Here is a 23077-nt window from a genome sequence, read left to right on the forward strand (position 1 = left end):
GAACCAATCGAGCTTTTACATGCAGTTGACCTAACTCCTTTGTTTCAACCGTAGCATATAAATGCTGGATAATGAGGTGACTTTAATACTTGAGGGTATATAAGAAGAAAACAAAAAAGACTCCAACATATTAACTACTTATTAATACGTTAGAGTCTTTATTTTTTTTGAATGATTGTATTTATATATATCATACTAATACACTTGCAAGGAATAGAATAAATGATGTTAATATTACCGCTCCACCTAAGGATCCTAATAAATCTGTTTTTGTTACTTGAAACACTTGTTCACTGTTCATATCCCTCATTCTCCTTCCTTTTTTGTTTGATTTAAAACTTCTATTATACTAATACACTTGATAGAAATACGATTAATGCTGTTAATACTAATGCTCCACTTGCTGATCCTACGAAGTCACCTTTTGTTACTTGTAATACTTGCTCTTTCATATCTTTCATTCTCCCTTCTTTTTCTTTTGTTACAAAACTTCTATTATACTAATACGCTTGATAGAAATACGATTAACGCTGTTAATACTACTGCCCCACTTGCTGATCCTACGAAGTCACCTTTTGTTACTTGTAATACTTGCTCTTTCATATCATTTATCCTCCCTTCTTTTCTTTTGTTACAAAACCTCTATTATACTAATACGCTTGATAGAAATACGATTAATGCTGTTAATACTACCGCTCCACTTGCTGATCCTACGAAGTCACCTTTTGTTACTTGTAATACTTGCTCTTTCATATCTTTCATTCTCCCTTCTCTTTTTTATTACAAAACTTCTATTATACTAATACGCTTGATAGAAATACGATTAATGCTGTTAATACTAATGCTCCACTTGCTGATCCTACGAAGTCACCTTTTGTTACTTGTAATACTTGCTCTTTCATATCATTTATCCTCCCTTTTCATAAGTTATCTATATGTAATTTCTAAGAAATGTTTATTTCATAGTTTTTATGTTAACGTTACATTGAATTTAATAACGTAACGTTTGTAACATTAATGTAACATAACTATTACTACGTTGCAATATAATTACGTAAATTTTATTACATTTTTTTTACGTTTTTTTATAATAACCCTCAAAAACCCTTATTTAATGCATTTTCTACTAAGTTCACGTTTGTAACATTCATGTAATATTACAGTCATAAAGTGAAATATAGTCATATTCCTCTCTATTTTTGTTACAAATCGTTTATTTAGTGATGCTGAACCTATCTAATCTTTACTTACTTTTAATATGAGATAAATTACCGTCTTTCCAAGATAAGTTTATATGTTTCCTCTATATAACTATGTATAATAAAAACAAAGAGGTGGTCATTTTGAAATTAATCGCATTAGATATGGATGGTACACTACTATCATCTAATCTTGAAATCTCCAAAGAGAACTTACAAGCAATCCAAACTGCACAAGAAGCTGGCCATATTGTAATGATTTGTTCTGGCCGCGCGAAAGAGGATGCTTTAAAGCTATTGGAAGAATATCAATTATCGCTTCCAGTCGGAGCAAGCAATGGGGCTATTGTTTATGTGGATGGAAAAGTAATTAACTCGCGTTGTATACAAAACGACAAAGTGTACAAGCTTGCAAAATTACTAGAATCTGAAGGTTTCCCATATAAGCTATATACGAATAAAGGAGTTTATTCTCCATATACATGGCAAGATCAAGTGATGCAAGCGTTCGAAGAAAATAAGCATGCACTAGATGTTACATTAGAAGAACTTGAACGAATTACAGAAAAGCAAAAGAAATCGAACCTAATTACTGATTTCCAAAAAATAGAAGACGTTGTAAGTAACCAAGAACTAGAAATATCTAAATTCTTCATTTTAACATTTAATGCAGCGCATCGCGCACAGCTATTAAGCATGTTACAAGAAGACGCCAATATTATGGTTACAGCATCGGCTCCTACTAACTTAGAAATTATGGATAAGGATGGACATAAAGGAAACGGGCTACAGCAGATGGCAGCTCATTTTAATATCCCTATTGAAGATACAGTTGCTATTGGTGATAATTTTAATGATGTACCGATGTTAGAAGTAGCAGGCTTATCTGTTGCAATGGGCAACGCTGAAGAAGATGTAAAAAAACTATGTGATGTTGTAACATTAACAAACAATGAACATGGTGTTGCTCACGCAATCGAGCAATTTGTATTGAAACAAACTTCATCTAGTAAATAAAAAAAAGACTCTTTCAATTTGAAAGAGTCTTTTTTTATACATGATGACAAGCAACAAAATGCTCTGCACCAACATTACGGAATTCCGGTACTGTTTTTTTACAAACATCCGTTGCAAACGGGCAACGTGTATGAAAACGACAACCCGAAGGTGGATTTGCTGGACTTGGAATATCCCCTTCTAGTATAATTCGCTCTCGCTTCACTGTTGGATCTGGTATTGGAACAGCTGATAACAATGCTTTTGTATAAGGATGTAGCGGATTGGTAAATAACTCATCACGCGGCGCCGTCTCCACAATCGTACCTAAATACATAATTCCGATTTTCGTACATAAATGTTCTACTACACTTAAATCATGTGAAATGAATAAATAAGATAATCCCTTTTTCTCCTGTAACTCACTAAATAAATTAATAATTTGTGCTTGGATAGATACGTCTAGTGCCGCCACCGGTTCATCAGCTACAATGAATTCTGGATTTAATACCATAGCCCTTGCGATTACGATACGCTGACGTTGTCCACCAGAAAACTCATGGGGATACCGGTCAATATGATAAGGAGCTAATCCGCACAACTCCAATACTTCAATTACCTTTTCACGAACATTTTCTTTCGTCGCTAATCCGTGGGCCAGCATCGGCTCTCCAAGCGCTTCTCCAATTCTCATTCTCGGATTTAATGAGCTAAATGGATCTTGGAAAACGAGCTGCATATTAGGGCGATGTTTTCTCAATTCATCCTTGGATAAAGAGTGAACATCTTTCCCTTTAAACTTCACTTCCCCCTCCGTTTTTTGAACGAGACGTAAAATTGTTTTTCCTATCGTTGTTTTTCCGCTCCCTGATTCGCCAACGAGGCCAAACACCTCGCCTTTATTAATAGTAAAACTTACTCCATCAACTGCTTTTACATGCCCAATCGTTCTACTAAATATGCCACCCTTAATTGGAAAATAAGTCTTTAGGTTTTTTACCTCTAATAATGGTTCACTCATTGTTCCGCACGCTCCTCATATAACCAGCAAGCTACTTTATGATTTTCATCATTTACATTTAGATTTGGGGCTTCTTTTTTACATATTTCCATACAATGCTCACAACGCCCGCTAAAGTAGCAAAACTCACCTAAACCAACTAAATTCGGAACTTGCCCTGGAATAGAATATAGTTTATCTATTCGTTTTCCCATTACTGGTTTTGATTTCAATAATCCTTTTGTATAAGGATGTTTTGGATTTTGGAATATCTCTAGTACTGGGGCTTCTTCAATAACTTTCCCGCCATACATAACAACAACATAATCAGCCATTTCTGCTACGACACCTAAATCATGTGTAATTAATAAGATCGACGTTTTAAATTCTTCTTTCACTTGTCTTAGTAGATCCAATATTTGAGCTTGAATGGTAACATCAAGGGCTGTTGTTGGTTCATCTGCAATTAATAACTTAGGATTACAACTAAGCGCAACAGCAATCATAATACGTTGTAACATCCCGCCGCTAAGTTCATGCGGATAAGAATGGACAATTTCATCAGCGCGGGCTATGCCAACTTTACGAATTAACTCAATCGCTTTCTTATAGGCTTCATTTTTACTAAGTAATTCATGCTCCCTTAGCGTTTCCACAATTTGCTCCCCTACAGTGAAGACGGGATTTAGCGATGTCATCGGTTCTTGGAAAATCATCGCAATATCATTGCCTCGTAAACTACGAAGTTCTTTCTCTTTCATTCCTAAAAGACTTTTTCCTTCATATAAAATGTCTCCACCTACTACACTGCCGGATTCAGCAATAAGCCCCATAATAGATAAAGCCGTTACACTCTTCCCGCAACCTGATTCTCCTACTACACAAACTGTTTCACCTTCTCGAACTGTAAAACTAACATGATTTACAGCCTTTACTGTTCCTTCTTCTGTCTGAAAATGTGTTTGTAAGTCTTTCAGCTCTACTACCGCTTTACTCATATCTTCTCACCTACCGTCTCATCTTTGGATCTAACGCATCACGAAGTGCATCACCAAGTAAATTAATTGATACAACTGTTATAAAGATTGCGAAACCAGGCGGAATCCATAACCACGGCCGCTTTTGGAAATCAATTAACGAGTTAGCTGCGCTAATCATATTCCCCCATGATGGTGTAGGTGGGACGACTCCGAGACCTAAGTAACTTAGTGCGGACTCACTTAAAATAGATCCAGCCACACCCAAAGTTGCTACAACAATAAGTAACGGAAAGACGTTAGGAATTAGATGATGAATGATTTTCCGAGAATCTTTTAATCCTAATACATCTGCCGCTTGCATAAAGGCTTGCTCCCGCAATGTTAAAATTTGTCCCCTCACAAGACGAGCAAGTCCTGGCCATCCTACTAAACTTAAAATAATCATTACAACATATAAACGGTACTCCGATGGTAATTTCCATTCTGATAAAATTGCTCCCATTATAATAAGTAGCGGTAATCCTGGAATGGACATTAACACATCTGCAACACGCATAATTAAATGATCTACAACTCCTCGATAAAAACCAGCAATTGCTCCTAATAGAGCACCTAGTATAACGGATAGTAGCATCGACGCTAAACCAATTGTTAATGAAATACGCCCTGCTTGCATAAGTCTAGTTAAAATATCCCGTCCCAACTGGTCTGTTCCGAGCCAATGTGACAGGCTGGGTGGTTTATTAATTTGTGTTACTTGTACTTTCCCATCAGCATACGGTGAAAGGATTGGACCGATAAAACTAAATAAAAACATAAATATTAAAACGTATAAGCCACACAGTGCCATCTTATTTTTCTTGATTTTTTTATACGCTTGGCGCCATGGTGATGATTCATTTCTCTTTTTCCGTTCTTTCTTTTTCTCTATTATGGGTGTAATAGTCTCCATATCTTTCCCCCCTTACTTCAATCGAATTCTTGGATCAACAAACGCATATACAATATCAGCTAAGAAATTAGCCATAATTGTTAAACAAGAAAGAAACATTGTAAAGGCCATTAATACCGTATAATCACGGAAGTTTAATGCTTCTAATTGAATACTCCCAATCCCTGGCCAATTAAAAATCTGTTCAATAATGATAGCTCCTGAAAATAAACCCGGTAATTCAAAAGCGAGTAATGTAATTGCTGGCAAAATTGCATTTTTCAATGCATGTTTATAAATAACGGTTCTTTCTTTTAAACCTTTTGCACGAGCAGTACGAATATAATCTTGCCTAATAACATCCAACATGCCGGTTCTAAAATAGCGTGTTAACGATCCTACACCAAGAAGCGTTAAAATAAATACAGGTAGAATCATATGACGTAATACTTCTAATATGTATGCTACCCCTGTTGAGTTACTCCCAATATCAATCATGCCACCAATAGGTAATAACTTTAAATCAACTGCTAATAATTTAATTAAAAATAGTCCGATAAAGAATGATGGAAATGACATTGCTGCAAAGACACCGATTGTTACCAATCTATCAAACCAAGAATGCTGCTTTGTTGCAGAAATAACCCCAATAATAAGAGCAATAATCCAAGTGAAAAATAAAGCTGCAACAGCAACAATAAATGTATTCCAAATGAATTTATTAAGTAATGAAGTTACCGGTTCTTGGTACTGTAAAGAAAATCCAAAATCACCATGCAAAGCATTTACTAACCAATGAAAATATCTTTCAATAATTGGTTTGTTTAAGCCGTATAATTCCCTTAATTCTTGGGCTCTTTCTGGTGTTAACTTTGGATTTGAATCAATATAATCTCCCGGCAAAAGTGCAAATAAGAAAAAAATAATAATAGATGTACCAAACAATGTAGGGATCATTTGAAGGAACCTACGAATGATATATGTTTTCACCTTTTGTCTCCCCAATCCTATTTACTTAAAAATAGAAGAACATTTTTTCAAAACAGCTACCATTCCATTGCTGTGTGAAAAAACGTCTTCTATTATTTAGGTCAACCCTTATTGTTCAATAGATAACACTGGTAAATTGGAACTAATGCCATCGTACTTTTCTGGATCAATTCCTTTTATACGTGCATTATGAGCATAAAGTAGTTTACGATAGTTTAATAAAATAACTGGTGGATCATCACTTAACTCTTTATACAGCTCTTTATAAATCGCTTTACGTTTTTCAATATCTGTCGTTCCTATACCTTTTACAATCAAATCATCTACTTTCGGATTATTATAACCCGTATCACTTTTTGGATTAGTTGATAAGTACTCACTTACAACTTCACTTGGATCACTAATTCCTGGTGTTGAAACTGCTGCTAAATCGTAGTCACCTTTTCCTACTTTTGAAAGCATCGTATTAAAGTCCATCAACTCTGGATTTAATTCAACACCAATTTCTTTGTAACTTTCTTTTGCAATCGGAATAAAGATATCATTTGTTTTACCTGTATTTGATGCGTAATATGTTAATTTTAATTTTTGACCATCTTTTTCACGAACCCCGTCAGAACCTACTTTCCAACCAGCCTCATCCAATAATTTTTTAGCCTTTTCTACGTCGTGTGGATATTTATTAATACCTTCTTCTGTATATGCCCATGAAACTGGCGCAATTGGTACGTTAGCAACAGAGCCATATCCTTGTAAAGCTGTATCCACATACTTCTTACGGTCTAATCCATAAGTAAGTGCTTGACGTACCTTCTTATCTTTCAAATACGCCTTCTTATTATTTACATAGATATAAGCAATATCACTTGATGATTCAAGATTAATATTTGCAAACTCTAATCCTTTTAATTGGTCTATATTCTCAGGATTTGCTCTAAATCCACTATAGTCCAGTTCACCTGTTTGGAATAATTGGAATCCAGTATCACCTGATGTGATTTTGTAAATAAAGTTTTTGATTTTTGGTTTACCTGCATAATAATTTTCGTTAGCAACAAAGCGGACTTCTTGACCTGGAACATATTTTTCAAATTTATATGGACCCGCTGCAATTGGTTGCCCATATAATGCTTTTAAATAGTCTAAACTTGTATTTTGTTTATAATCTTTTCCATAATAAGCTTTTGATAGCACTGGGCCACCTAAATTTGTTAGCGCCTGTGAATTAACTTTTTCAGTTGTAATTTTAATTGTCTGTGGATCAACAACTTGAATTCCTTCAATAGAAGTTGCTTTTCCTTCTTTATATTCTTTCCCGCCTTTAACAGCATACTGAGCAATATCCAATCCACCTTCATACGCTTTATCATGAAGTAGTGTTAATGTAAATGCTACGTCATCCGCTGTTAAAGGCGAACCATCACTAAACTTTAAATTTTTACGTAAATGGAATGTATATGTTAACTGATCAGCAGAAATATCCCATTTTTCTGCAAGGTCCGGAATAGGTTTACTTTGTTTGTCTGTTGTTACTAATGACGCAAAAATAACAGACGTTACATTTCCATCCCAACCATTCTCTTGGAAATACGGAAGGAAAACTCCCCCCGGCTTAGAAATAGCCGTAATAAAAGTATCCTTTCGCTGATTTGCTTTCTCTGGACTTTTCTTTTTATCTGTAGCTGGAATTGTTTCAATCTTAGAATCCTTTAAATCCTGCTTTTTAACCGGCTCTGTAGAAGCTGCATCCTCCTGTCCCCCACAAGCAGACAATACAAGCGAACTACTCATTAATACCGAAAATAAACCAGCCCATTTTTTTGTCTTTTTCTTCATTGTCCCCACCCTAACTTTTTATGATTATACCCTCTGAACGAATTACCTTATGTATGCCTCCCACAGCAACATTTATAGCTAATCGGAAAAGTCGGTTTTAATCGTAAAAAAATAGATGTTTTTGAGGGGTAACAATTATATTCCGACCTTTCCGGTAGACTTTATGGTTATTAGCTTATATCGTTCATTATATTTTGTCAATTCTTTCTAAATAAATATTTTGACAATTTTTTAAAAATTGTTGTGCTACCTTTATACTTTAAGAAAACTCAGCTACATTTCGTATTAAAAACTTAAAAATCTACTTCTATTCCTTCAGCATGAAACATAGAATACTAATAACACATTACCAAAAAGGGGGCGAAAATATGGACAACCTATTCCAATACGTCCTGCACTACATATTATTAACCATTATGATAGTCGGGGCGCTATTACTATTCCCGTTCTTCCCAAAGTTCGTCCTCTTTTTAGCTTTTTTTATTATGCTCGGGATCGCTATTATAATTTCAACGAGAGAAGATGCCACAAAAAAAGAGAGCAGAGTTCAGCGCGTAAAGCTGTAACTTTGCTCTCTTTTTTCAATCGTAACGTATTCTAGTTAAAGCAATTACGAAAAATATTCCCGCGAATAAGGTGAGTATACCAACATATCCCCCTATATCTGCTAACGTGCCTCCTCTCACAATTAATTCCGTAAAGCCACGCATCGCCCAAGTTTGTGGAACAAAGTTTGCTACTGTTTGCATCCATGCCGGTTCAATTTCGACCGGCCAATAAAGACCACTGATCATACATGTTGAAATCACAACGATATTACCTAGTGCTGACTGCTGTTCTGTTGTTTTTACGATGCTTGCTAATAATAAGGCTAAACCAATGACAGCTAATAATAATACCGAAACGAGTGCAATAACCCCTAATAGATTTCCCCACTGCACATCAAATAAGGAATGCGTTAATATTATTAAAACGCCAAATTGAATCCACCCTATTAAAAAGAAGGAAAGGATATATCCTGCCAGTAGTTGAACCTTTGAAACTGGCGCTCCTAATAAGCGGGACCAAACACCGATTTGTCTAGCTTTCAAAATGGTTCCAGTCGCACTTAACATGACAATCATAACGAATAGAATTGAAAAACCGGCCGCCCGTCCTGTAACGTTATTTAACTTTTGTTCATCATGTAAAATTGATTCTTTTTGAATCGAAACAGGTTCTACTTTTGTATAAATTTCTTTATACATCGTTTCCCACGAAGTGTTACTTTTCTTCTCAAAATCTCGTGCTGCACTAACTTCTATCTCCATTTTTTTTAACGCACTTGTCAATACTTGCTCTACAGAAGTTCCACCAGTAAAATCAGCACTGGCTTGAAACCGGATATTTTCTATCTTTCTATCTAGCATACCCTTTTGAAAATCTTTCGGAATGATAACTATACCAGATGATTTTTTGTTTTCAATCTTCCGTTTCCCTTCCCCATACGTTGCCTTCTCTATAGAAATTAAGTCACTTTTCTTTATTTCCTCATAATATTTGTTGGATAACACAGAACCATCTTCATCTACTAAGCTAATATTTACTTTCTCATTCCCACTTCCACCTAAAAGTCCGCCGAAAATGAGTGTGAAAATAATAGGCATTCCAAACATGAGTATATAACTCTGTGGCTTTATTAAAATTTGCTTTAACTCTAGCCAACAAAGTGCCCAAACCTTCTTCATCATTTCCCCCTCCTATCTCGTACGTAAACGTAATGTTCCAATCATAACGGAAACAATTCCTGCACTACATAAACTATAAATAACAGGGAGTAGCACATCCCAAGATGTTCCCGACATAATATTTAAGAAGCTTGTAAGTGCCCATTTATTCGGAGCAACATTCGCAATGGTTTGAAGTGTATCAGGAAATACGTAAATCGGTAACATTGATCCCCCTAATATAGCTAGTATTTGAATACCGATTCCTCCCATTACATCTGCTGTTTTTTCCTCGCGAATAAAAGCGGCAATTAACATAGATAAACCAGCAACACAAATTGCATAAGAAATTCCCAACACTACTATTTGAGACACGTCTTCGCCCCATTCCACATGAAACATAAAGCGTGTAGCAACTATAAATATTCCAAATTGTATACAGGCAAATAGTAATGTACCTAAAAACTTCCCAAATAAAATTGAAAATGAACTCGTCGGTGTACTGAACAAACGCGCCAACGTTTCGGTTCGTTGCTCTGTTACAACTGACTTTGCACCTACTGTTATGTTATATAGTAAAAACATGACTAACATCGCTGCTGCATAATATTGCATCGCCGCAACTGTTTTTTTACCTATTGTTCCTCGTTCGATGTTATCCGTACTTGCGGTTGCTATCTCCTGTAGACTTCCACTTACCTCTTTTGCAACTTGTGCTACATCACCCTGCTGAGATTTTGCTAATTCTGTTACAACACTTTTCGTAGATACTGCGACTGTTTGAACACGTTCTGAAAAGGATTGAATCATTGATTCAGCAATTTTCGTTTGTATATCTTTTGATGGGTCTATAAGCACCTTTGGCTCTTTTAATTTCCCATCTTGCACTTGTTCGCTCCATTTATCTGGAATGACGATTCCCACATCGATTTTCTTTTCATGTAACATATCTTCAAGCTCTTCCTGAGAGTTAACTATCTTTACCTTCACATCATCTTTTATTTCTTTAGATTGCAATACGTCTTTTTGAAAAACATCTGCGAACTCATCCGTGCCCACTTGATAATAGCCAATTACTGTTTTCGGTAGTCCACCACTATCAAATACATTACTTAGCGCTGAACCTAAAATCGCCGTTAATAAAAGCGGCATAAGTAACATCATTATAAATCCGCGCCGATCAATTAAACGTATTTTTAAATCTTTCCATGCAATAATGAAACTTTTCATCTCACACTAACCTCCTTAATCACGAAGTGAACGTCCTGTTAATTGTAAAAAGAGTGCCTCTAAATTCGGCTCTTGCACTTCAAGCTTTAAAATTTGAGCATTGTTCTCAACAACTAATGACACAACTGTGCCAATGGCCTCACCACCATTTAATCCAATATCAATTGTGTTATTATCTTCGTCAAAAATAATCCGTTCAACAACAGATAGTGCTTTCAACTTTTGTAGCAGTTCCTTACTATAGCGATTTAATTGCAATTTCACCATAAATCCATCTGTCAGGCGATTACATAACTCTCTTTTCGTTCCTAATGCAATTACCTTTCCGTGATCAACAATTGCAATTCTTTCACATAAATACTCTACTTCTTCCATGTAATGACTCGTATAAATAACTGTCATACCTTTTTCATTTAATTTCTTAACAGTCTCTAAAATATGATTTCTCGATTGTGGATCAATCCCGACTGTCGGCTCATCCATAATTAATAACTCTGGTTCGTGCATAAGTGCTGCACCAATATTAATACGCCTCTTCATCCCACCTGAAAATGTTTCAATTTTATCTTTTCCACGATCCTGTAAACCGACGTAAGCTAATACTTCCTCTGCTCGCTCTTTTGCAACTTTCCCATTTAAACCGTACATCTTTCCCCAAAAAACCAAATTTTCCTTTGCTGAAAGTGTCGGATACAGCGCAATGTCTTGCGGAACAATACCAATTTTCTTTTTCGCTTCTAATGGATACTCTTTTACAGATTTTCCACCAACTTTTATATCACCACTATCGTATGGAATTAACCCGCAAATCATTGATATCGTCGTTGATTTTCCCGCTCCATTTGGACCAAGCAATCCAAATGTTTCACCTTTCTTCACTTCAAAAGAAACATTCTTTACGATTTCCTTCTTCCCAAATGATTTCGTAATATGATCTATGACTAACATACTGATTCAGCCCCTTTGTATTCATCTACACTTTCATTGTAGAAAAATTTCTTTTCTTCTCCATCACCCTTAAGATAGAAATGCAAAATAAAAAAGCAGCAAATTCTGCTGCTTTTCCACACTTATATATGCCAAAAGTCATGTGTACATTGTGACGCCATACCTTACTGCGTATATCGCTGCTTGCGTTCGATCTCTCAGTTCTAACTTACTAATTAAATTAGAAACATGATTCTTAACAGTTCCCTCTGTAATAAATAACTTTTCAGCAATCTCTTTATTATTTAAACCAAGCCCAATTTCTCTTAAAACATCTAATTCTCGCTCAGTTAATTGTTCTAGCTGTTTTGGCGGGGGGCACTCTACTGCTACTTTTGTCTTTTTTAATTCCTTTACGATTTGTGCTGTTATATCTTGAGGAAGCACAGCCCCTCCACCGTGTACCGTTAAAATAGCTTGAACGATTGCATCCGTCTCCATGTCCTTTAATAAATATCCGCTCGCTCCTTGCTCCAATGCTTCAAAAATAAGCTCACTATCACTAAAAGTTGTCAACATAAGTACCTTTATATGAGGGAACTGTTCTCTAACTAAACGTGTTCCTTCAACACCATTCATACGAGGCATCCGAATATCCATCAAAATAATTTCAGGATGTAGCTCTTTCACCTTTTGTATCACTTCGTCTCCATCAGTAGCTGTTCCCACTACTTCAAGTTCCGGACGTAAATTTAATAACATCGCTAAACCATCACGAATGAGTGATTGATCATCAACAATCATAATGCGAATCATACTGTTCCCCCTATTGTCCACGTTTTCTCCTGAAGTGGAAATTCAATCTGTAACTGGAAGCCCTTTTCTATCTCACTCTCAAATTGAATAGTTCCACCATGTTCCTCTACACGTTCTTTCATATTAAGTAAACCAAAACCTGGACTTACCTCATTGACCCCCAAACCATTATCCAGAATACATAGTCTAACTTGTTTCATTGAACAAGTTAGACTCACTTCACATAAACTCGCTTTCCCATGACGTTTTGCATTTGTTAAAGACTCTTGCATAATCCGGAGCAATGTAGGTTGTAGTGACAACGGAATCACAACCGGATCTCCTTGTAATTGAAAAGATACTTGTACTTTTGTCGCTTTAGAATATTCATGCAACATCTCACGCATATTTTCTATTATATTCCCTAATTTACTTTCTTCTTTTAAAGCATGCACAGAAGCTCTCACCTCTTGAAGTGATTTTCTGGCTAGCCCATGACATGTATGTAAAACCTCTTCTGTAGCGTCCGATTTTTGTTTCCACAAAGCCTCTGCCAATTGTAACTGAACAAGTAAGGCCGTCATATTATGACCAACTGTATCATGAATTTCTCGGGCAATATCATTCCGCTCCCGAACAGCAGTCAATTCTTCTACCTCTTTAGCATATAGACGTAATTGTTCATGCGCTTCTTTTAAAGCTGTATGAGATAATGCTAATTCCCCATATTGCTCATCTACCATTTGCCGAGCTGCTGTAAGTTTTTTTATTAGGTTTCCAGCTAAAGCACTGAAAACGATGAACATAAAGTTAATTGCATTACTCTCTAATTCCAGACTTCCTGTATGTTGATATGTATGCATTATATTTATAAACCAACAAAGAAAGAAAAAAGCGATAAAAAAATAAGTCACCCTTTTACCCCAATCATGGATAAATAATCCTACCGCATCAATTCCAAATATAATTAAATATAAACATGTCTCGGGAAATAAAAAACCTAATAACGCTGTGACAATACCATTTGCTAACAGGGTATAAAAAACGAGTTTTCTACTCTCTTTTACTTTTACAAGCAAAATATGATTCACAATATAAATAAAAAGTGCAATACCGACAAAAATTTGTAAGTTTGCTGTTTCACGTGAAACATGATTTGCGTAAACGAAACAAATTATGACGATTGTGGCAATCCGCGCATATCCTAACATAAAATTCTCCTCACATTTTAATAACCTAAAACTTATCTCACTATCGTATTAACAAGAAAATTATACCAATTATTTCTCTTTTCTTATATAAAAAAAGAACAAGCCCTCCCTCAAAATACGAGAAAACAACTTGCTCTTTCATTCTATTTTTATTACTCCACAATATTCTCTAATTCATTATATAAATCTGCTCGTAACAACTCTTTCTTCGTTTTTTCCTCATATAATTTTTTAAGTCTTTCAACATCAGCTACATGTTCCATTTCACATTCTATTGCATATATATCTTCTTCTACATGCATTAACTCGTTTTCAATCTCTTCAAGATTCCTAGCTTCTTTCTCTTTTACAGGAACCGTTTCAACGCTCTTTCTCTCTTGGCGTTTCTGCTTTATTACTTGCTTCTCAAGCTTTTCTTCCCATTTTTGACGAGCCCATGCATAGTTTCCTGCAAACTCAAATAATTTACATTCATCAATCCAGTACGTCTTTTCAAATAACTTATTTAAAAAATAACGATCATGCGAAACAGCTAGGATTGTTCCATTATATTGCTCAAGGGCTTCCTCTAAAACTTCTCTTGATTCAATATCAAGATGGTTTGTCGGCTCATCTAAAATTAGAAAATTGATGTCTTGATACATAAGTTGCGCAAGTCTTAACCTCATTTTTTCTCCACCGCTCAGTTGCGTTACTTTCTTAAATACTGCTGGACCATAAAATAAAAACTTAGCCAATATATGTCTTGCTTCTCCTTCGGTTACAGCTACATACTCTCTAAACGCTTCCAATACATTACTCTTCACATTTCCATACGTATGCTGTGATAAATAACCAATTTTGACACTACTACCAATTCGAATTTCACCAGCGTCTGGATTTATTTCTTCTAATAGTAGCTTTAATAATGTAGTCTTTCCTGTACCATTACGACCAACGATAGCCGCTCGCTCTTGAAAACGAACATGTAAATTCGCTTGTTCAAATAAAGGTCGGTCAGCAAAACCTTTACTCACTTCTTTCATTACAACAACATCTTTCCCGCTTCTCTCTTGCCCTTCAAACTGAAGCCCCATCTGTTTTCGTTCTAAAATCGGCCTCTTTAACTTCTCTATACGTTCTAACGCACGTTCCATATTTCTCGCTCTTTTATGCAATCCTTCATTCGGAGGATTCGCTTGATTTGCCCATTCACGTAGACGCTTAATTGCTTCTTTCATTTTCTTTATTTTCTTTTGCTGCTCCTGATAAGCTTGAAACTCTTGAAGTAATCTTTCTTCCTTCTCCTCAACGAACTGAGAATAATTCGTATGGTACACGTGAATCTCTCCATCTTCCAAATCAAAAATTTTTGTTACAACTTCATCAAGGAAATAGCGATCATGTGAAATAACCATAACTGTTCCAGTGTATTCTTTTAAAAATTGCTCTAACCATTCAACTGCAAATAAATCTAAATGATTTGTTGGTTCATCTAATAGAAGTAAATCTGGTTTCTGCAATAGCATATATGCAAGACTTACTTTCGTCTGTTCTCCTCCACTTAATTCCGTAAATACTCTTGAAAATAAGTCTGTCACTTGTAAGCCATTTGCTACCTTCATTATATTTGCCTCGATTTCATAACCACCGAAAAACGCAAATTTTTCTTGAATGACTCCGTACCTCTCCATTAACTTTTCCAAAGCAGATTGTTCCTGTTCCACCGCCATATTTTTTTCTAAATCATGCATTTCTTTTTCTACTTCCTTTTCTACTTTAAAAGCGGAACTCAATACATCATATACAGTCATGGCCTCATCAAACTTCGGAATTTGTGCGACATGACCAATACGTGTACCTTTCTTCATATGAATGGCTCCTGCATCCAAACTCTCCATTCCCGTTAGAAGCCCAAAGATTGTTGTCTTCCCACTACCGTTACGACCAACTAACCCAACACGTTCACCATTCTTTATCTCAAGCGATATATTTTCAAATATGATGTTTCCACCAAAAGATTTCGTTACATTATTTACACTACAAATAGTCATTTTCCGTACTCCTTTCAATATAAAAAACCATGAGAAAGAAACATTCCCCATGGTTTTCGGCATAGAAAAAGGAAGCCAAATAGCTCCCTTTTCACACGTTTATTAAAAATGGGTGAAGAGATTTCTATCGTTCAATAGCCACTATGCAATTGTTAAAAAAGGGCATACGTATCCCGTTAACAACCACATCATGAAAAATCGCACGACAAAAATAGATAAAATCTAAAAATTTGGCACGCGCAGCTAAAGAACGTTTCATCTCATTCACCTCTTTCGTACGGAATTTAATACTTACTTCTTTATTATACTTCCCTATTTCATGTTTGAATAGTCATTTTTCTGAAAATAATGAAGATAGACTAAACATTTCAATCAGTGACATCAAATCTTACAAAACTGTTATGTTCACGTAATGGAAAGCGATAGTACGAAAAGATACCTCCCTATACAATAAAGATGTAAACAAGAGAGACAAACAAAAGGAGGAAACAAACATGATGAAAGAAATCGTAAAAGCAATCTTTGAGGTATTAGTGAACGGACAAGCAGTTGTAAAAGAACTAAATGAACTATAAAAAGGAGTGAAGAAATATGATGAACATGGTGAAAATGATTTTACACGCTTTAGTCGATGCAAAAGCAGTTAGCCAAGAATTAAACCAACAATAAAAAGGGGTATATGAATATGAAGAAAGCCATTATTATAATTGCAAGCACAGCAATTACCTTATACACAATAAAAAATAGAAAAAAGAAAAATACTGAAAATGTTCTATATTATCCATACACACTATTAGAGAAAAAATAAAAGACAAGGTACCCTATCGTAATGAGGATATCTTGTCTTTTATTTTTTCCCTATTCCTTTAGAGGATTTCCCTCTCCTTTTCCCGAATGTATTAAGCGGGATTTTTACACATATTTTAAAGGGGCATATATACAAATGGATACACAACAACTATATTTTTTAAACGATATCGGTAAACAAAAACCAGAAAGCATTCGGAATAGAAGCGCTGCATGTCCATTTTGCGATAGAGAACATTTAACGGATATTTTAGCAACTGATGGTTCTATTATTTGGTTAAAAAATAAATTCCCTACATTACAAGATACATTTCAAACGGTGCTAATCGAAACGGATAATTGCGAAGATCATATCGCAACATATACAGAAGAACATATGAGAAAATTAATGCAATTTTCTATTCAACATTGGTTACACTTACAGAACAACGAAGAGTTTGCATCTGTGATTTTATACAAAAATCATGGTCCATTTTCAGGCGGAAGTTTGTATCATGCACACATGCAAATTATCGGAATGAAACATGTAGATTATCTTGAAAATATTGAAGAAGAAAATTTCCAAGGGGTAATTGTTCAAAAAAATGAACACATTGAGCTTAATATTTCAGAGCGTCCCATTATTGGCTTCACTGAATTCAATATAACCATTGAAAATATTTCATATATAGATGAAATGGCAAATTACATTCAGCAAACTGTACGTTACATACTGACAGATTTCCATAAAGGATGCAGTAGTTATAACTTATTCTTCTATTACTCAAATGGAAAAATCATTTGTAAAGTTGTTCCTAGGTTTGTCGTTTCACCGCTGTATGTAGGATATAAAATACCTCAAGTTTCTACAAAACTAGAAGAGGTGAAAATACAACTCACACAGTATTTTACGAAAGAAAAGGATGAAATTATTCATAAAAAAACAGAGTAGGTATCAAAACCTACTCTTTAATTACACCTTTATTTCGGTAGTACACATCTTCTAATCCGATGTTATACTTCATGTTATTATCCGTCCACTCTGGCCCTAAATTCCCTGGCCATCCAGATGTATTCGCTATATATTTCAGTAATGCAAAATCAGTCAAACCTTTTTGCACCCCACGCTTATATCCTTTCATTAAATGCGGCATTGCAATTTGCGCATTTGTACGTGGATCTTTCAGCTCATCATCAGTTAAATGTTCTGGTGCAAGCCCGCCGCCGCGGTGTAGTTGAAACAATCCGAATGAAGTTCCATTATCTCCAACACTCCTTGGATTTAATCGACTTTCATGCTCAGCAATTGCAAGAGGTATCCATTCTGGAAGATTTACTTTCTTCGCTTCCTCTATAATGATTTGTTTCACCTGTTTTGCTTCTTCTGAATCAACATAGCTTGTTCCATTCACTAGCTTATCCATTCCTTCAGACTTTCCTTGGAAATATAAATACACTCCAAGAACAACTAAAAATCCTACAAAGAATTTCTTCACTACCTCTACCTCTTTCTCCGCTGAAATTTGTCCCCTTTCAGCCTTCCCTTTACAATTACCTACATTCTATTACTCTTTTATCATAGCAAATAACTATATATATTTTCATCATGCTTTAGACCGATTTTGTGAAAAAACAGCTGGTAAATACGTGCAAAAATGTAACTTTCATAGACTGCAACTTATTTCTTGTATATAATTGTAAACTGAACTCTACATATAGAATAGGAGCACACAAAATGAAAAGATGCCTAACACTCTTGTTCAGCATTTTACTACTTATCCCTACCTACACCTCTGCACAAACACCATCAAAACCAAAGGTACTTGTTTTGTATAGTACACAAGACGATAAAGTTTCAAATAATATCCAAATCCTTGATACTCAATTAGGACATTTTACAAATGATATAACCGTAAAAAACTTAAAAGAAGTAACTTCAATTAATAACGTATCCTCCTATACACATATTGTTTATATCGGTGAAAAAAAAGAAGCGTTTTCTGATGAAACGAAACAATTTCTAGAAAACTTCTCCGGCCCTGTATTAGTGTTAGGACAAAATGTTGAACAATTATCTAACCGTTTTTCTTTCATTACATTGAAGAGCGACGATATACGCGTTAACAAAATTGAATATCCAGACAAGAAGCTAAAAAATAGCTTAGAAGAGGAACGATTAATTCAATCATTTGATACAAATGGAACTGTGCTTGCTAACGCTTTAAGCTCAAATAACACTAATCCACTAATCGTTCAGCATGAAACATCTTATTATGTTGCAACACCTAATATCTTTGACTGGATGTCTCATTACGTCGGTGAAATGTTATTTTCTTATTTCGACCAAAAACTAACGACAAATAAAGTTGAAGCTTATTTACGTCTTGAGGATGTTCACCCAGCAGCGGATATAAATCAATTGAAAGAAATTGCCCAGTTACTAAAAGAGAAAAAGATTCCTTATATGATTACTGTTATCCCGGTATATAAAGATCCAGATACAGGAAAGGTAATACACTTAGAAGATAAACCAGAACTAGTTAATCTTTTACGCTCTATGCAAGATGATGGTGCGGCAATTATTATGCATGGTTATACTCACCAATTTTATGACAGTGAAACAGGTGAGGGCTTTGAATTTTGGGATGTAAAAACAGATCAACCAATTCGCCAACCGAAGCATGAAAAACCGAAGACAAAAGATGACTTTCCAAATGTAGAGGCATATAACCAATATGTAAAAAAAGGGGAAGAGTTTGAAGAAAAATATACGACGGATCATATCGAAAAAGGCATTAAGGAACTTGTAGATGCCCAACTATACCCTGTTGCCTTTGAAGCACCTCATTACACGATGTCTCAAAAAGGATATGAAATATTATCAAGGTACTTTTCAACTTATGTAGGACAACTACAGTTAAATGATACAACTTGGAAGTCCATGCACTCACCATATTATACAAGTACTCCGTCATTTTTACATGGAATGAAACTATTGCCTGAGACAGTCGGATTTATTGAAGAAGATAAGCCACAGTCTATTGCTAAAATGAAAGAACGTGCTGTATCTGTTTCTAAATTATCCGATGGAGTTATCGGTGCATTCTATCATCCTTACTTAGGTGTAAAACCATTAAAAGAAGTGTTAAAGAATCTAGAAAGCATTCCAAACATAGAATGGATTGATTTACAAAAGGAAACGAACGAAGTAAAAATGAAAGATATTCATATTACTACGAATAAAGACGGCATTCACGTAAAAAAACCAACAAGTACAAATGACGTAATCGATTACATAAAACAATATGGATTTTTCCTTGTACTTGGGTTCATTATCATTGTCTTTCTATTATTATTAAGACGTGCGAAAAAATTAGAATCCTAATACAAAACCACCAAGCAGAATGCTTGGTGGTTTTTTTATCCTATATCAAAACGTGGCATATTATTAACAACCCATTGATCATTTTCATAAATAAATTCAACTTCTACTTTTTCCGTTACATTACTAAAACTATAATTCCCCTATCCTTTTAAATAAAATCGACTTGTATTTTCATATATTGTTTCTGCGACCTTTTCAATGGATATATTTTTTATAGAACTAATTTCCTTTAATACCTCTCGGATCATTCTTGGGTGCGTCATAACACCCTCTTGAAATTCCCATGGTCCATCTGTTTCTACCATCATATATTCAAGCGGATAATACGAAACGATTTTTCTAATCTTCTCCTTATGTAACACATCCGGTGTAATCGAAATATAATAACCATTCCTCACCATCCGTTTCATTGTGTCTTCGCTTCCTTTAAACCAATGGAAGTGTGCACGTGAAACTTTATATTCCTCTAGCAAATCACATACAATGTCAGCATCTTCATAAACTGCGTGTAATACAATCGGGAAATTATACTTACTAGCTAATTCTATAAATTTTTTCAATACAGATACGTATGGATCTAGAGCAATATTTTCATATTCTTTCCTTAAATAATATGGCAAACCTACTTCACCAATCGCAACAATTTCTTCTGCGTGTTGTTCAATAAGTTGATAAATCTGATCACACTCTTCTTTATGAATCTCTTGCTCTGGATGAAACCCTATTGCTGGATGTATAAAGGGATACTTCTTCGCTAAAGATAAAGTTTCCTTACATGATTGATAATTCATAGATACTGCAATAAGTCCCTTTATCTCGCTACCAGTTTCCACCTCGTTCAGTAATCTGCTCTTCTCTTCATCCTTATATTGATCAACATGTATATGGCTATCAATCCATTTCATCTTTATGCCCCCATAAAAAAAACAAGAAAGGACTTCCCTTCTTGTTTTATCATCTATATTATTTAACAATTAAGTTTGTTATGATATCAAATAATCCAATACATACTACGGCAACAGTAAAGTAGCTACAGAAATCTTTAATTGGTAACTTCACTACTTCTTCTTTACTCATCCCATTCTTCTCCCTTCTTACTAGATCCCTAATTATTTTTCTATTTGTATCTATTATGCAAAAAATATGACAAATTTACTATCGAATTAACTTACGTAAACCTTACAATGTTGTAAGGTTTAAAAAAGATCCTCATCTTTATGTAGATGAGGATTATTAAAAGTTAGTTGGTTTTTCATTTTTCATTCTTCATTACAAACAGAAAGTAATACATTGAGACTTTCTAGTTACACTATATGAAATTTACTATCTTTTAACTATCGAATTACATTACAGAAGGCTTACATGTTTGTAAGTTATATGTAATGTAATTCGATAGTTCCCCTAACTTATATTTCGTACAATAAAGCTAGAAAGTAAGCTAAATAAGAAGAACACTCGCATAACCAAATTACATTGCTAGTAGCTACTCTTCTTATACCTTTCACTCATGCTACTACAATGTACCCCCTTCCCCTTTATATAATAAAAAAGCCTTAGTCCATATGGACTAAGGCTTTTTTACGCACCTATAATACCCCTACCTAGTATTCTCTTTTTCGACAAAAAATAGCTAGGGGTATATTTCGCTATCTCATCGTTAAAAGTTTACTCTTCGCATTTATAGGAATATTTGCAGCCTCAATTTCTTCAATCGATTCACCGTAACGCCCTTTTGCAAACACCTTTAACGCTTCATCTCTCTTTAGCATATGCTTAACAGTTTTCTTTATTTTTTGTTCTTTTCCACGTTCGTCAAATGCAATAAATTCATATTCATACCACTCATCACCAATATGCTGACCAATTGTATTCACAACCGTATAGTATTCTTTCGTCTTATAGAGTGGATTATATTTATCGATAACTGGTCCAAGTTTCGTAGGCAGTAACATTACTACTATCACTATCATCGCTATTATAGTAGTGATCATTTTTTTCTTCATAATAAACATTCCTCCTCTGCAGGATATATATACATCCATTTTAAAAAGAAGGAATAAAATCTACTATTGAATCTCCTTACATTACACTTACATTTTTGTAAGAATAAAAAAGGTGAACGAATTTACTCGTTCACCTTTTAGCTCGCTTTAAAGCCACCACCCAGTACATCACGTACATCGTGAATAACAACGAAGGCATCTTCGTCTACTCGGCTAATAACTTGTTTTAACTTAACAAGCTCTTGTTTATTAATAACAACATATAATACTTCTTTATTCCTACCAGTATATCCACCGCGTCCTTCTAATACAGTAACACCGCGCGTCATATTTTTCGTAATAGCCTCTCGAATTAAGTCTGGTTGATTTGAAATAATTGTAACAGCCGTTTTTGTATCCATTCCTTCTACAATGAAATCAATCACCTTCGCTCCGATGAATACAGCTACAAGCGTATACATTGCTTTTTCTTGCCCTATTATAAATACAGAACCAGCAATTACAACGATATCAATAATCAGTACGCCTTTCCCGACGCTCCAACCTAAATATTGATTTGCTAATCGAGCTAAGATTGCTGACCCTCCCGATGTACCTCCGGCTTTGAACATACAGCCTAATCCAATACCTACAAATAAACCAGCAAATAAAGCTGCTAATAATGTATCGCTATTTACATGATACTCAATATGTTCTGTAACATATAAAAACAAAGACGTTTCTACAATCCCTAAAATTGTATAGACCATCGTTTTCTTATCAAAAAATTTATAACCAACGGCTAGTAAAATTGCATTTATAGCAAAGTTCACAATCCCTGGTGACCAATCAAATAAATAGTACGTAACAACCGTTAAACCAATAATTCCACCCTCCGATAAACGGTTTGGAATTGCAAAGTAATTAATACCAATTGCGAATAATAATGAACCAATTGTAATTAGTGTTATTTCCTTTATACGTTGATTAACCATAGTTCATACCCTCCCCCCATTTGACATTGTATCACTATCTCCTAGAGGTTTAGAAGTTGTTTTTATTCAGCATTTTCCCTCTTAAAGATCGAGAT

General features: G+C 34.9%; 26 protein-coding genes. 5 read left to right on the forward strand and 21 right to left on the reverse strand.

The genetic code is table 11. The features are described from left to right. Positions 1 to 190: 190 nt before the first annotated feature. The 5 genes from COK05_RS09465 to COK05_RS09485 are packed head-to-tail and all read right to left on the reverse strand — an operon-like array spanning position 191 to position 902. Positions 191 to 301: a DUF3948 family protein gene (locus tag COK05_RS09465; protein WP_001083691.1), complete on the reverse strand. Its 111-nt coding sequence runs from the start codon at positions 299 to 301 to the stop codon at positions 191 to 193. A gap of 43 nt (positions 302 to 344) precedes the next feature. Beyond that, positions 345 to 461, reverse strand: a complete 117-nt coding sequence (locus COK05_RS09470) for a DUF3948 family protein (protein ID WP_098612369.1) — start codon at positions 459 to 461, stop codon at positions 345 to 347. Positions 462 to 495: 34 nt separating this feature from the next. Further along, the gene (locus COK05_RS09475; protein WP_000664237.1) at positions 496 to 603 is read right to left on the reverse strand and encodes a DUF3948 family protein; all 108 of its coding nucleotides are present in this window, start codon (positions 601 to 603) and stop codon (positions 496 to 498) included. Positions 604 to 645: 42 nt separating this feature from the next. Next, positions 646 to 762, reverse strand: coding sequence for a DUF3948 family protein (locus COK05_RS09480; RefSeq protein ID WP_000654250.1), 117 nt, complete (start codon positions 760 to 762; stop codon positions 646 to 648). Between the two features lie 32 nt (positions 763 to 794). After that, on the reverse strand, positions 795 to 902 hold the full coding sequence (locus COK05_RS09485; RefSeq protein WP_086424132.1) for a DUF3948 family protein: 108 nt from the start codon (positions 900 to 902) through the stop codon (positions 795 to 797). Positions 903 to 1343: 441 nt separating this feature from the next. Here COK05_RS09485 and COK05_RS09490 point away from each other — a divergent pair, with 441 nt between their 5' ends. After that, entirely contained in the window at positions 1344 to 2216 is an 873-nt protein-coding gene (locus COK05_RS09490) for a Cof-type HAD-IIB family hydrolase (RefSeq protein WP_098612370.1), read from the forward strand. 34 nt (positions 2217 to 2250) lie between these two features. On the opposite strand, the gene COK05_RS09495 is transcribed toward COK05_RS09490, so the two are convergent. The 5 genes from COK05_RS09495 to COK05_RS09515 all read right to left on the reverse strand — a co-directional run bounded on the left by COK05_RS09495 (position 2251) and on the right by COK05_RS09515 (position 7932). Next, positions 2251 to 3216 (reverse strand): ABC transporter ATP-binding protein, encoded by a 966-nt coding sequence (locus COK05_RS09495; protein ID WP_098612371.1) that lies wholly within the window; start codon positions 3214 to 3216, stop codon positions 2251 to 2253. Continuing rightward, positions 3213 to 4193 carry an ABC transporter ATP-binding protein gene (locus COK05_RS09500; protein ID WP_098612372.1) on the reverse strand — a complete coding sequence of 327 codons (981 nt, stop codon included), beginning with the start codon at positions 4191 to 4193 and terminating at the stop codon, positions 3213 to 3215. Before COK05_RS09500 ends, COK05_RS09495 begins: the two co-directional genes overlap by 4 nt. Before the next feature lie 10 nt (positions 4194 to 4203). Further along, positions 4204 to 5127: an oligopeptide ABC transporter permease gene (gene opp4C, locus COK05_RS09505; RefSeq protein ID WP_098612373.1), complete on the reverse strand. Its 924-nt coding sequence runs from the start codon at positions 5125 to 5127 to the stop codon at positions 4204 to 4206. 12 nt (positions 5128 to 5139) lie between these two features. Continuing rightward, positions 5140 to 6096: an ABC transporter permease gene (locus tag COK05_RS09510; protein ID WP_016716290.1), complete on the reverse strand. Its 957-nt coding sequence runs from the start codon at positions 6094 to 6096 to the stop codon at positions 5140 to 5142. A 108-nt stretch (positions 6097 to 6204) separates the two neighbouring features. Continuing rightward, complete coding sequence (locus COK05_RS09515; RefSeq protein WP_098612374.1) at positions 6205 to 7932, reverse strand: ABC transporter substrate-binding protein; 1728 nt, start codon at positions 7930 to 7932, stop codon at positions 6205 to 6207. A 368-nt stretch (positions 7933 to 8300) separates the two neighbouring features. On the opposite strand from COK05_RS09515, the gene COK05_RS09520 reads away from it, so the two are divergent. Beyond that, positions 8301 to 8498: a hypothetical protein gene (locus tag COK05_RS09520; protein WP_141538977.1), complete on the forward strand. Its 198-nt coding sequence runs from the start codon at positions 8301 to 8303 to the stop codon at positions 8496 to 8498. A 15-nt stretch (positions 8499 to 8513) separates the two neighbouring features. On the opposite strand, the gene COK05_RS09525 is transcribed toward COK05_RS09520, so the two are convergent. The 7 genes from COK05_RS09525 to COK05_RS31695 all read right to left on the reverse strand — a co-directional run bounded on the left by COK05_RS09525 (position 8514) and on the right by COK05_RS31695 (position 16093). Further along, positions 8514 to 9659 carry an ABC transporter permease gene (locus COK05_RS09525; RefSeq protein ID WP_098612376.1) on the reverse strand — a complete coding sequence of 382 codons (1146 nt, stop codon included), beginning with the start codon at positions 9657 to 9659 and terminating at the stop codon, positions 8514 to 8516. A 12-nt stretch (positions 9660 to 9671) separates the two neighbouring features. Further along, positions 9672 to 10868, reverse strand: a complete 1197-nt coding sequence (locus COK05_RS09530) for an ABC transporter permease (protein WP_098612377.1) — start codon at positions 10866 to 10868, stop codon at positions 9672 to 9674. A gap of 15 nt (positions 10869 to 10883) precedes the next feature. Continuing rightward, positions 10884 to 11816, reverse strand: a complete 933-nt coding sequence (locus tag COK05_RS09535) for an ABC transporter ATP-binding protein (RefSeq protein WP_098612378.1) — start codon at positions 11814 to 11816, stop codon at positions 10884 to 10886. 138 nt (positions 11817 to 11954) lie between these two features. Continuing rightward, on the reverse strand, positions 11955 to 12611 hold the full coding sequence (locus tag COK05_RS09540) for a response regulator (RefSeq protein ID WP_097846301.1): 657 nt from the start codon (positions 12609 to 12611) through the stop codon (positions 11955 to 11957). After that, a complete protein-coding gene (locus COK05_RS09545; RefSeq protein WP_098612379.1) occupies positions 12608 to 13801 on the reverse strand; it encodes a sensor histidine kinase in 1194 nt (397 codons plus the stop codon). The genes COK05_RS09540 and COK05_RS09545 overlap by 4 nt, the downstream gene beginning before the upstream one ends. 152 nt (positions 13802 to 13953) lie before the next feature. After that, positions 13954 to 15885, reverse strand: a complete 1932-nt coding sequence (abc-f, locus tag COK05_RS09550; protein WP_141538988.1) for a ribosomal protection-like ABC-F family protein — start codon at positions 15883 to 15885, stop codon at positions 13954 to 13956. Positions 15886 to 15958: 73 nt separating this feature from the next. Then, entirely contained in the window at positions 15959 to 16093 is a 135-nt protein-coding gene (locus COK05_RS31695) for an RAxF-45 family protein (RefSeq protein ID WP_098268924.1), read from the reverse strand. A 420-nt stretch (positions 16094 to 16513) separates the two neighbouring features. Between COK05_RS31695 and COK05_RS09560 the strand changes: the two genes are divergently transcribed. Together COK05_RS09560 and COK05_RS09565 are read left to right on the forward strand one after the other, a co-directional pair. After that, positions 16514 to 16642, forward strand: a complete 129-nt coding sequence (locus tag COK05_RS09560; RefSeq protein WP_002083998.1) for a hypothetical protein — start codon at positions 16514 to 16516, stop codon at positions 16640 to 16642. Positions 16643 to 16777: 135 nt separating this feature from the next. Then, positions 16778 to 17572, forward strand: coding sequence for a DUF4931 domain-containing protein (locus tag COK05_RS09565; protein ID WP_098612381.1), 795 nt, complete (start codon positions 16778 to 16780; stop codon positions 17570 to 17572). A 10-nt stretch (positions 17573 to 17582) separates the two neighbouring features. On the opposite strand, the gene COK05_RS09570 is transcribed toward COK05_RS09565, so the two are convergent. Further along, on the reverse strand, positions 17583 to 18116 hold the full coding sequence (locus COK05_RS09570; RefSeq protein WP_000713253.1) for a transglycosylase SLT domain-containing protein: 534 nt from the start codon (positions 18114 to 18116) through the stop codon (positions 17583 to 17585). Positions 18117 to 18355: 239 nt separating this feature from the next. Between COK05_RS09570 and COK05_RS09575 the strand changes: the two genes are divergently transcribed. Then, positions 18356 to 20005, forward strand: coding sequence for a DUF2334 domain-containing protein (locus COK05_RS09575; RefSeq protein WP_098612382.1), 1650 nt, complete (start codon positions 18356 to 18358; stop codon positions 20003 to 20005). A 140-nt stretch (positions 20006 to 20145) separates the two neighbouring features. Here the strand turns inward: COK05_RS09575 and COK05_RS09580 are convergent, their stop codons facing one another. From COK05_RS09580 to COK05_RS09595, 3 genes are all read right to left on the reverse strand, one after another. Continuing rightward, positions 20146 to 20910 (reverse strand): TatD family hydrolase, encoded by a 765-nt coding sequence (locus tag COK05_RS09580; protein WP_098612383.1) that lies wholly within the window; start codon positions 20908 to 20910, stop codon positions 20146 to 20148. A 741-nt stretch (positions 20911 to 21651) separates the two neighbouring features. Then, positions 21652 to 22008 carry a YxeA family protein gene (locus COK05_RS09590; RefSeq protein ID WP_098612384.1) on the reverse strand — a complete coding sequence of 119 codons (357 nt, stop codon included), beginning with the start codon at positions 22006 to 22008 and terminating at the stop codon, positions 21652 to 21654. Between the two features lie 137 nt (positions 22009 to 22145). Beyond that, on the reverse strand, positions 22146 to 22982 hold the full coding sequence (locus COK05_RS09595) for a YitT family protein (RefSeq protein ID WP_098612385.1): 837 nt from the start codon (positions 22980 to 22982) through the stop codon (positions 22146 to 22148). Positions 22983 to 23077 lie beyond the last annotated feature (95 nt).

The organism is Bacillus cereus, assembly GCF_002567495.1.
GTDB classification, from domain to species: Bacteria; Bacillota; Bacilli; order Bacillales; family Bacillaceae_G; genus Bacillus_A; species Bacillus_A cereus_AQ.

Excerpts from the sequence above, each read along its gene's own strand:
- COK05_RS09465 (WP_001083691.1), bottom strand. The coding sequence starts at position 301 with ATGAACAGTGAACAAGTGTTTCAAGTAACAAAAACAGATTTATTAGGA.
- COK05_RS09540 (WP_097846301.1), bottom strand. The coding sequence starts at position 12,611 with ATGATTCGCATTATGATTGTTGATGATCAATCACTCATTCGTGATGGT.
- COK05_RS09565 (WP_098612381.1), top strand. The coding sequence starts at position 16,778 with ATGGATACACAACAACTATATTTTTTAAACGATATCGGTAAACAAAAA.
- COK05_RS09520 (WP_141538977.1), top strand. The coding sequence starts at position 8,301 with ATGGACAACCTATTCCAATACGTCCTGCACTACATATTATTAACCATT.
- COK05_RS09515 (WP_098612374.1), bottom strand. The coding sequence starts at position 7,932 with ATGAAGAAAAAGACAAAAAAATGGGCTGGTTTATTTTCGGTATTAATG.
- COK05_RS09595 (WP_098612385.1), bottom strand. The coding sequence starts at position 22,982 with ATGGTTAATCAACGTATAAAGGAAATAACACTAATTACAATTGGTTCA.
- abc-f (WP_141538988.1), bottom strand. The coding sequence starts at position 15,885 with ATGGGGAATGTTTCTTTCTCATGGTTTTTTATATTGAAAGGAGTACGG.
- COK05_RS09590 (WP_098612384.1), bottom strand. The coding sequence starts at position 22,008 with ATGAAGAAAAAAATGATCACTACTATAATAGCGATGATAGTGATAGTA.
- COK05_RS09560 (WP_002083998.1), top strand. The coding sequence starts at position 16,514 with ATGAATATGAAGAAAGCCATTATTATAATTGCAAGCACAGCAATTACC.
- COK05_RS09495 (WP_098612371.1), bottom strand. The coding sequence starts at position 3,216 with ATGAGTGAACCATTATTAGAGGTAAAAAACCTAAAGACTTATTTTCCA.
- COK05_RS09485 (WP_086424132.1), bottom strand. The coding sequence starts at position 902 with ATGAAAGAGCAAGTATTACAAGTAACAAAAGGTGACTTCGTAGGATCA.
- COK05_RS09580 (WP_098612383.1), bottom strand. The coding sequence starts at position 20,910 with ATGAAATGGATTGATAGCCATATACATGTTGATCAATATAAGGATGAA.
- COK05_RS09545 (WP_098612379.1), bottom strand. The coding sequence starts at position 13,801 with ATGTTAGGATATGCGCGGATTGCCACAATCGTCATAATTTGTTTCGTT.
- COK05_RS09535 (WP_098612378.1), bottom strand. The coding sequence starts at position 11,816 with ATGTTAGTCATAGATCATATTACGAAATCATTTGGGAAGAAGGAAATC.
- COK05_RS09480 (WP_000654250.1), bottom strand. The coding sequence starts at position 762 with ATGAAAGATATGAAAGAGCAAGTATTACAAGTAACAAAAGGTGACTTC.
- opp4C (WP_098612373.1), bottom strand. The coding sequence starts at position 5,127 with ATGGAGACTATTACACCCATAATAGAGAAAAAGAAAGAACGGAAAAAG.
- COK05_RS09530 (WP_098612377.1), bottom strand. The coding sequence starts at position 10,868 with ATGAAAAGTTTCATTATTGCATGGAAAGATTTAAAAATACGTTTAATT.
- COK05_RS09470 (WP_098612369.1), bottom strand. The coding sequence starts at position 461 with ATGAAAGATATGAAAGAGCAAGTATTACAAGTAACAAAAGGTGACTTC.
- COK05_RS09500 (WP_098612372.1), bottom strand. The coding sequence starts at position 4,193 with ATGAGTAAAGCGGTAGTAGAGCTGAAAGACTTACAAACACATTTTCAG.
- COK05_RS09525 (WP_098612376.1), bottom strand. The coding sequence starts at position 9,659 with ATGAAGAAGGTTTGGGCACTTTGTTGGCTAGAGTTAAAGCAAATTTTA.
- COK05_RS09475 (WP_000664237.1), bottom strand. The coding sequence starts at position 603 with ATGAAAGAGCAAGTATTACAAGTAACAAAAGGTGACTTCGTAGGATCA.
- COK05_RS09575 (WP_098612382.1), top strand. The coding sequence starts at position 18,356 with ATGAAAAGATGCCTAACACTCTTGTTCAGCATTTTACTACTTATCCCT.
- COK05_RS31695 (WP_098268924.1), bottom strand. The coding sequence starts at position 16,093 with ATGAAACGTTCTTTAGCTGCGCGTGCCAAATTTTTAGATTTTATCTAT.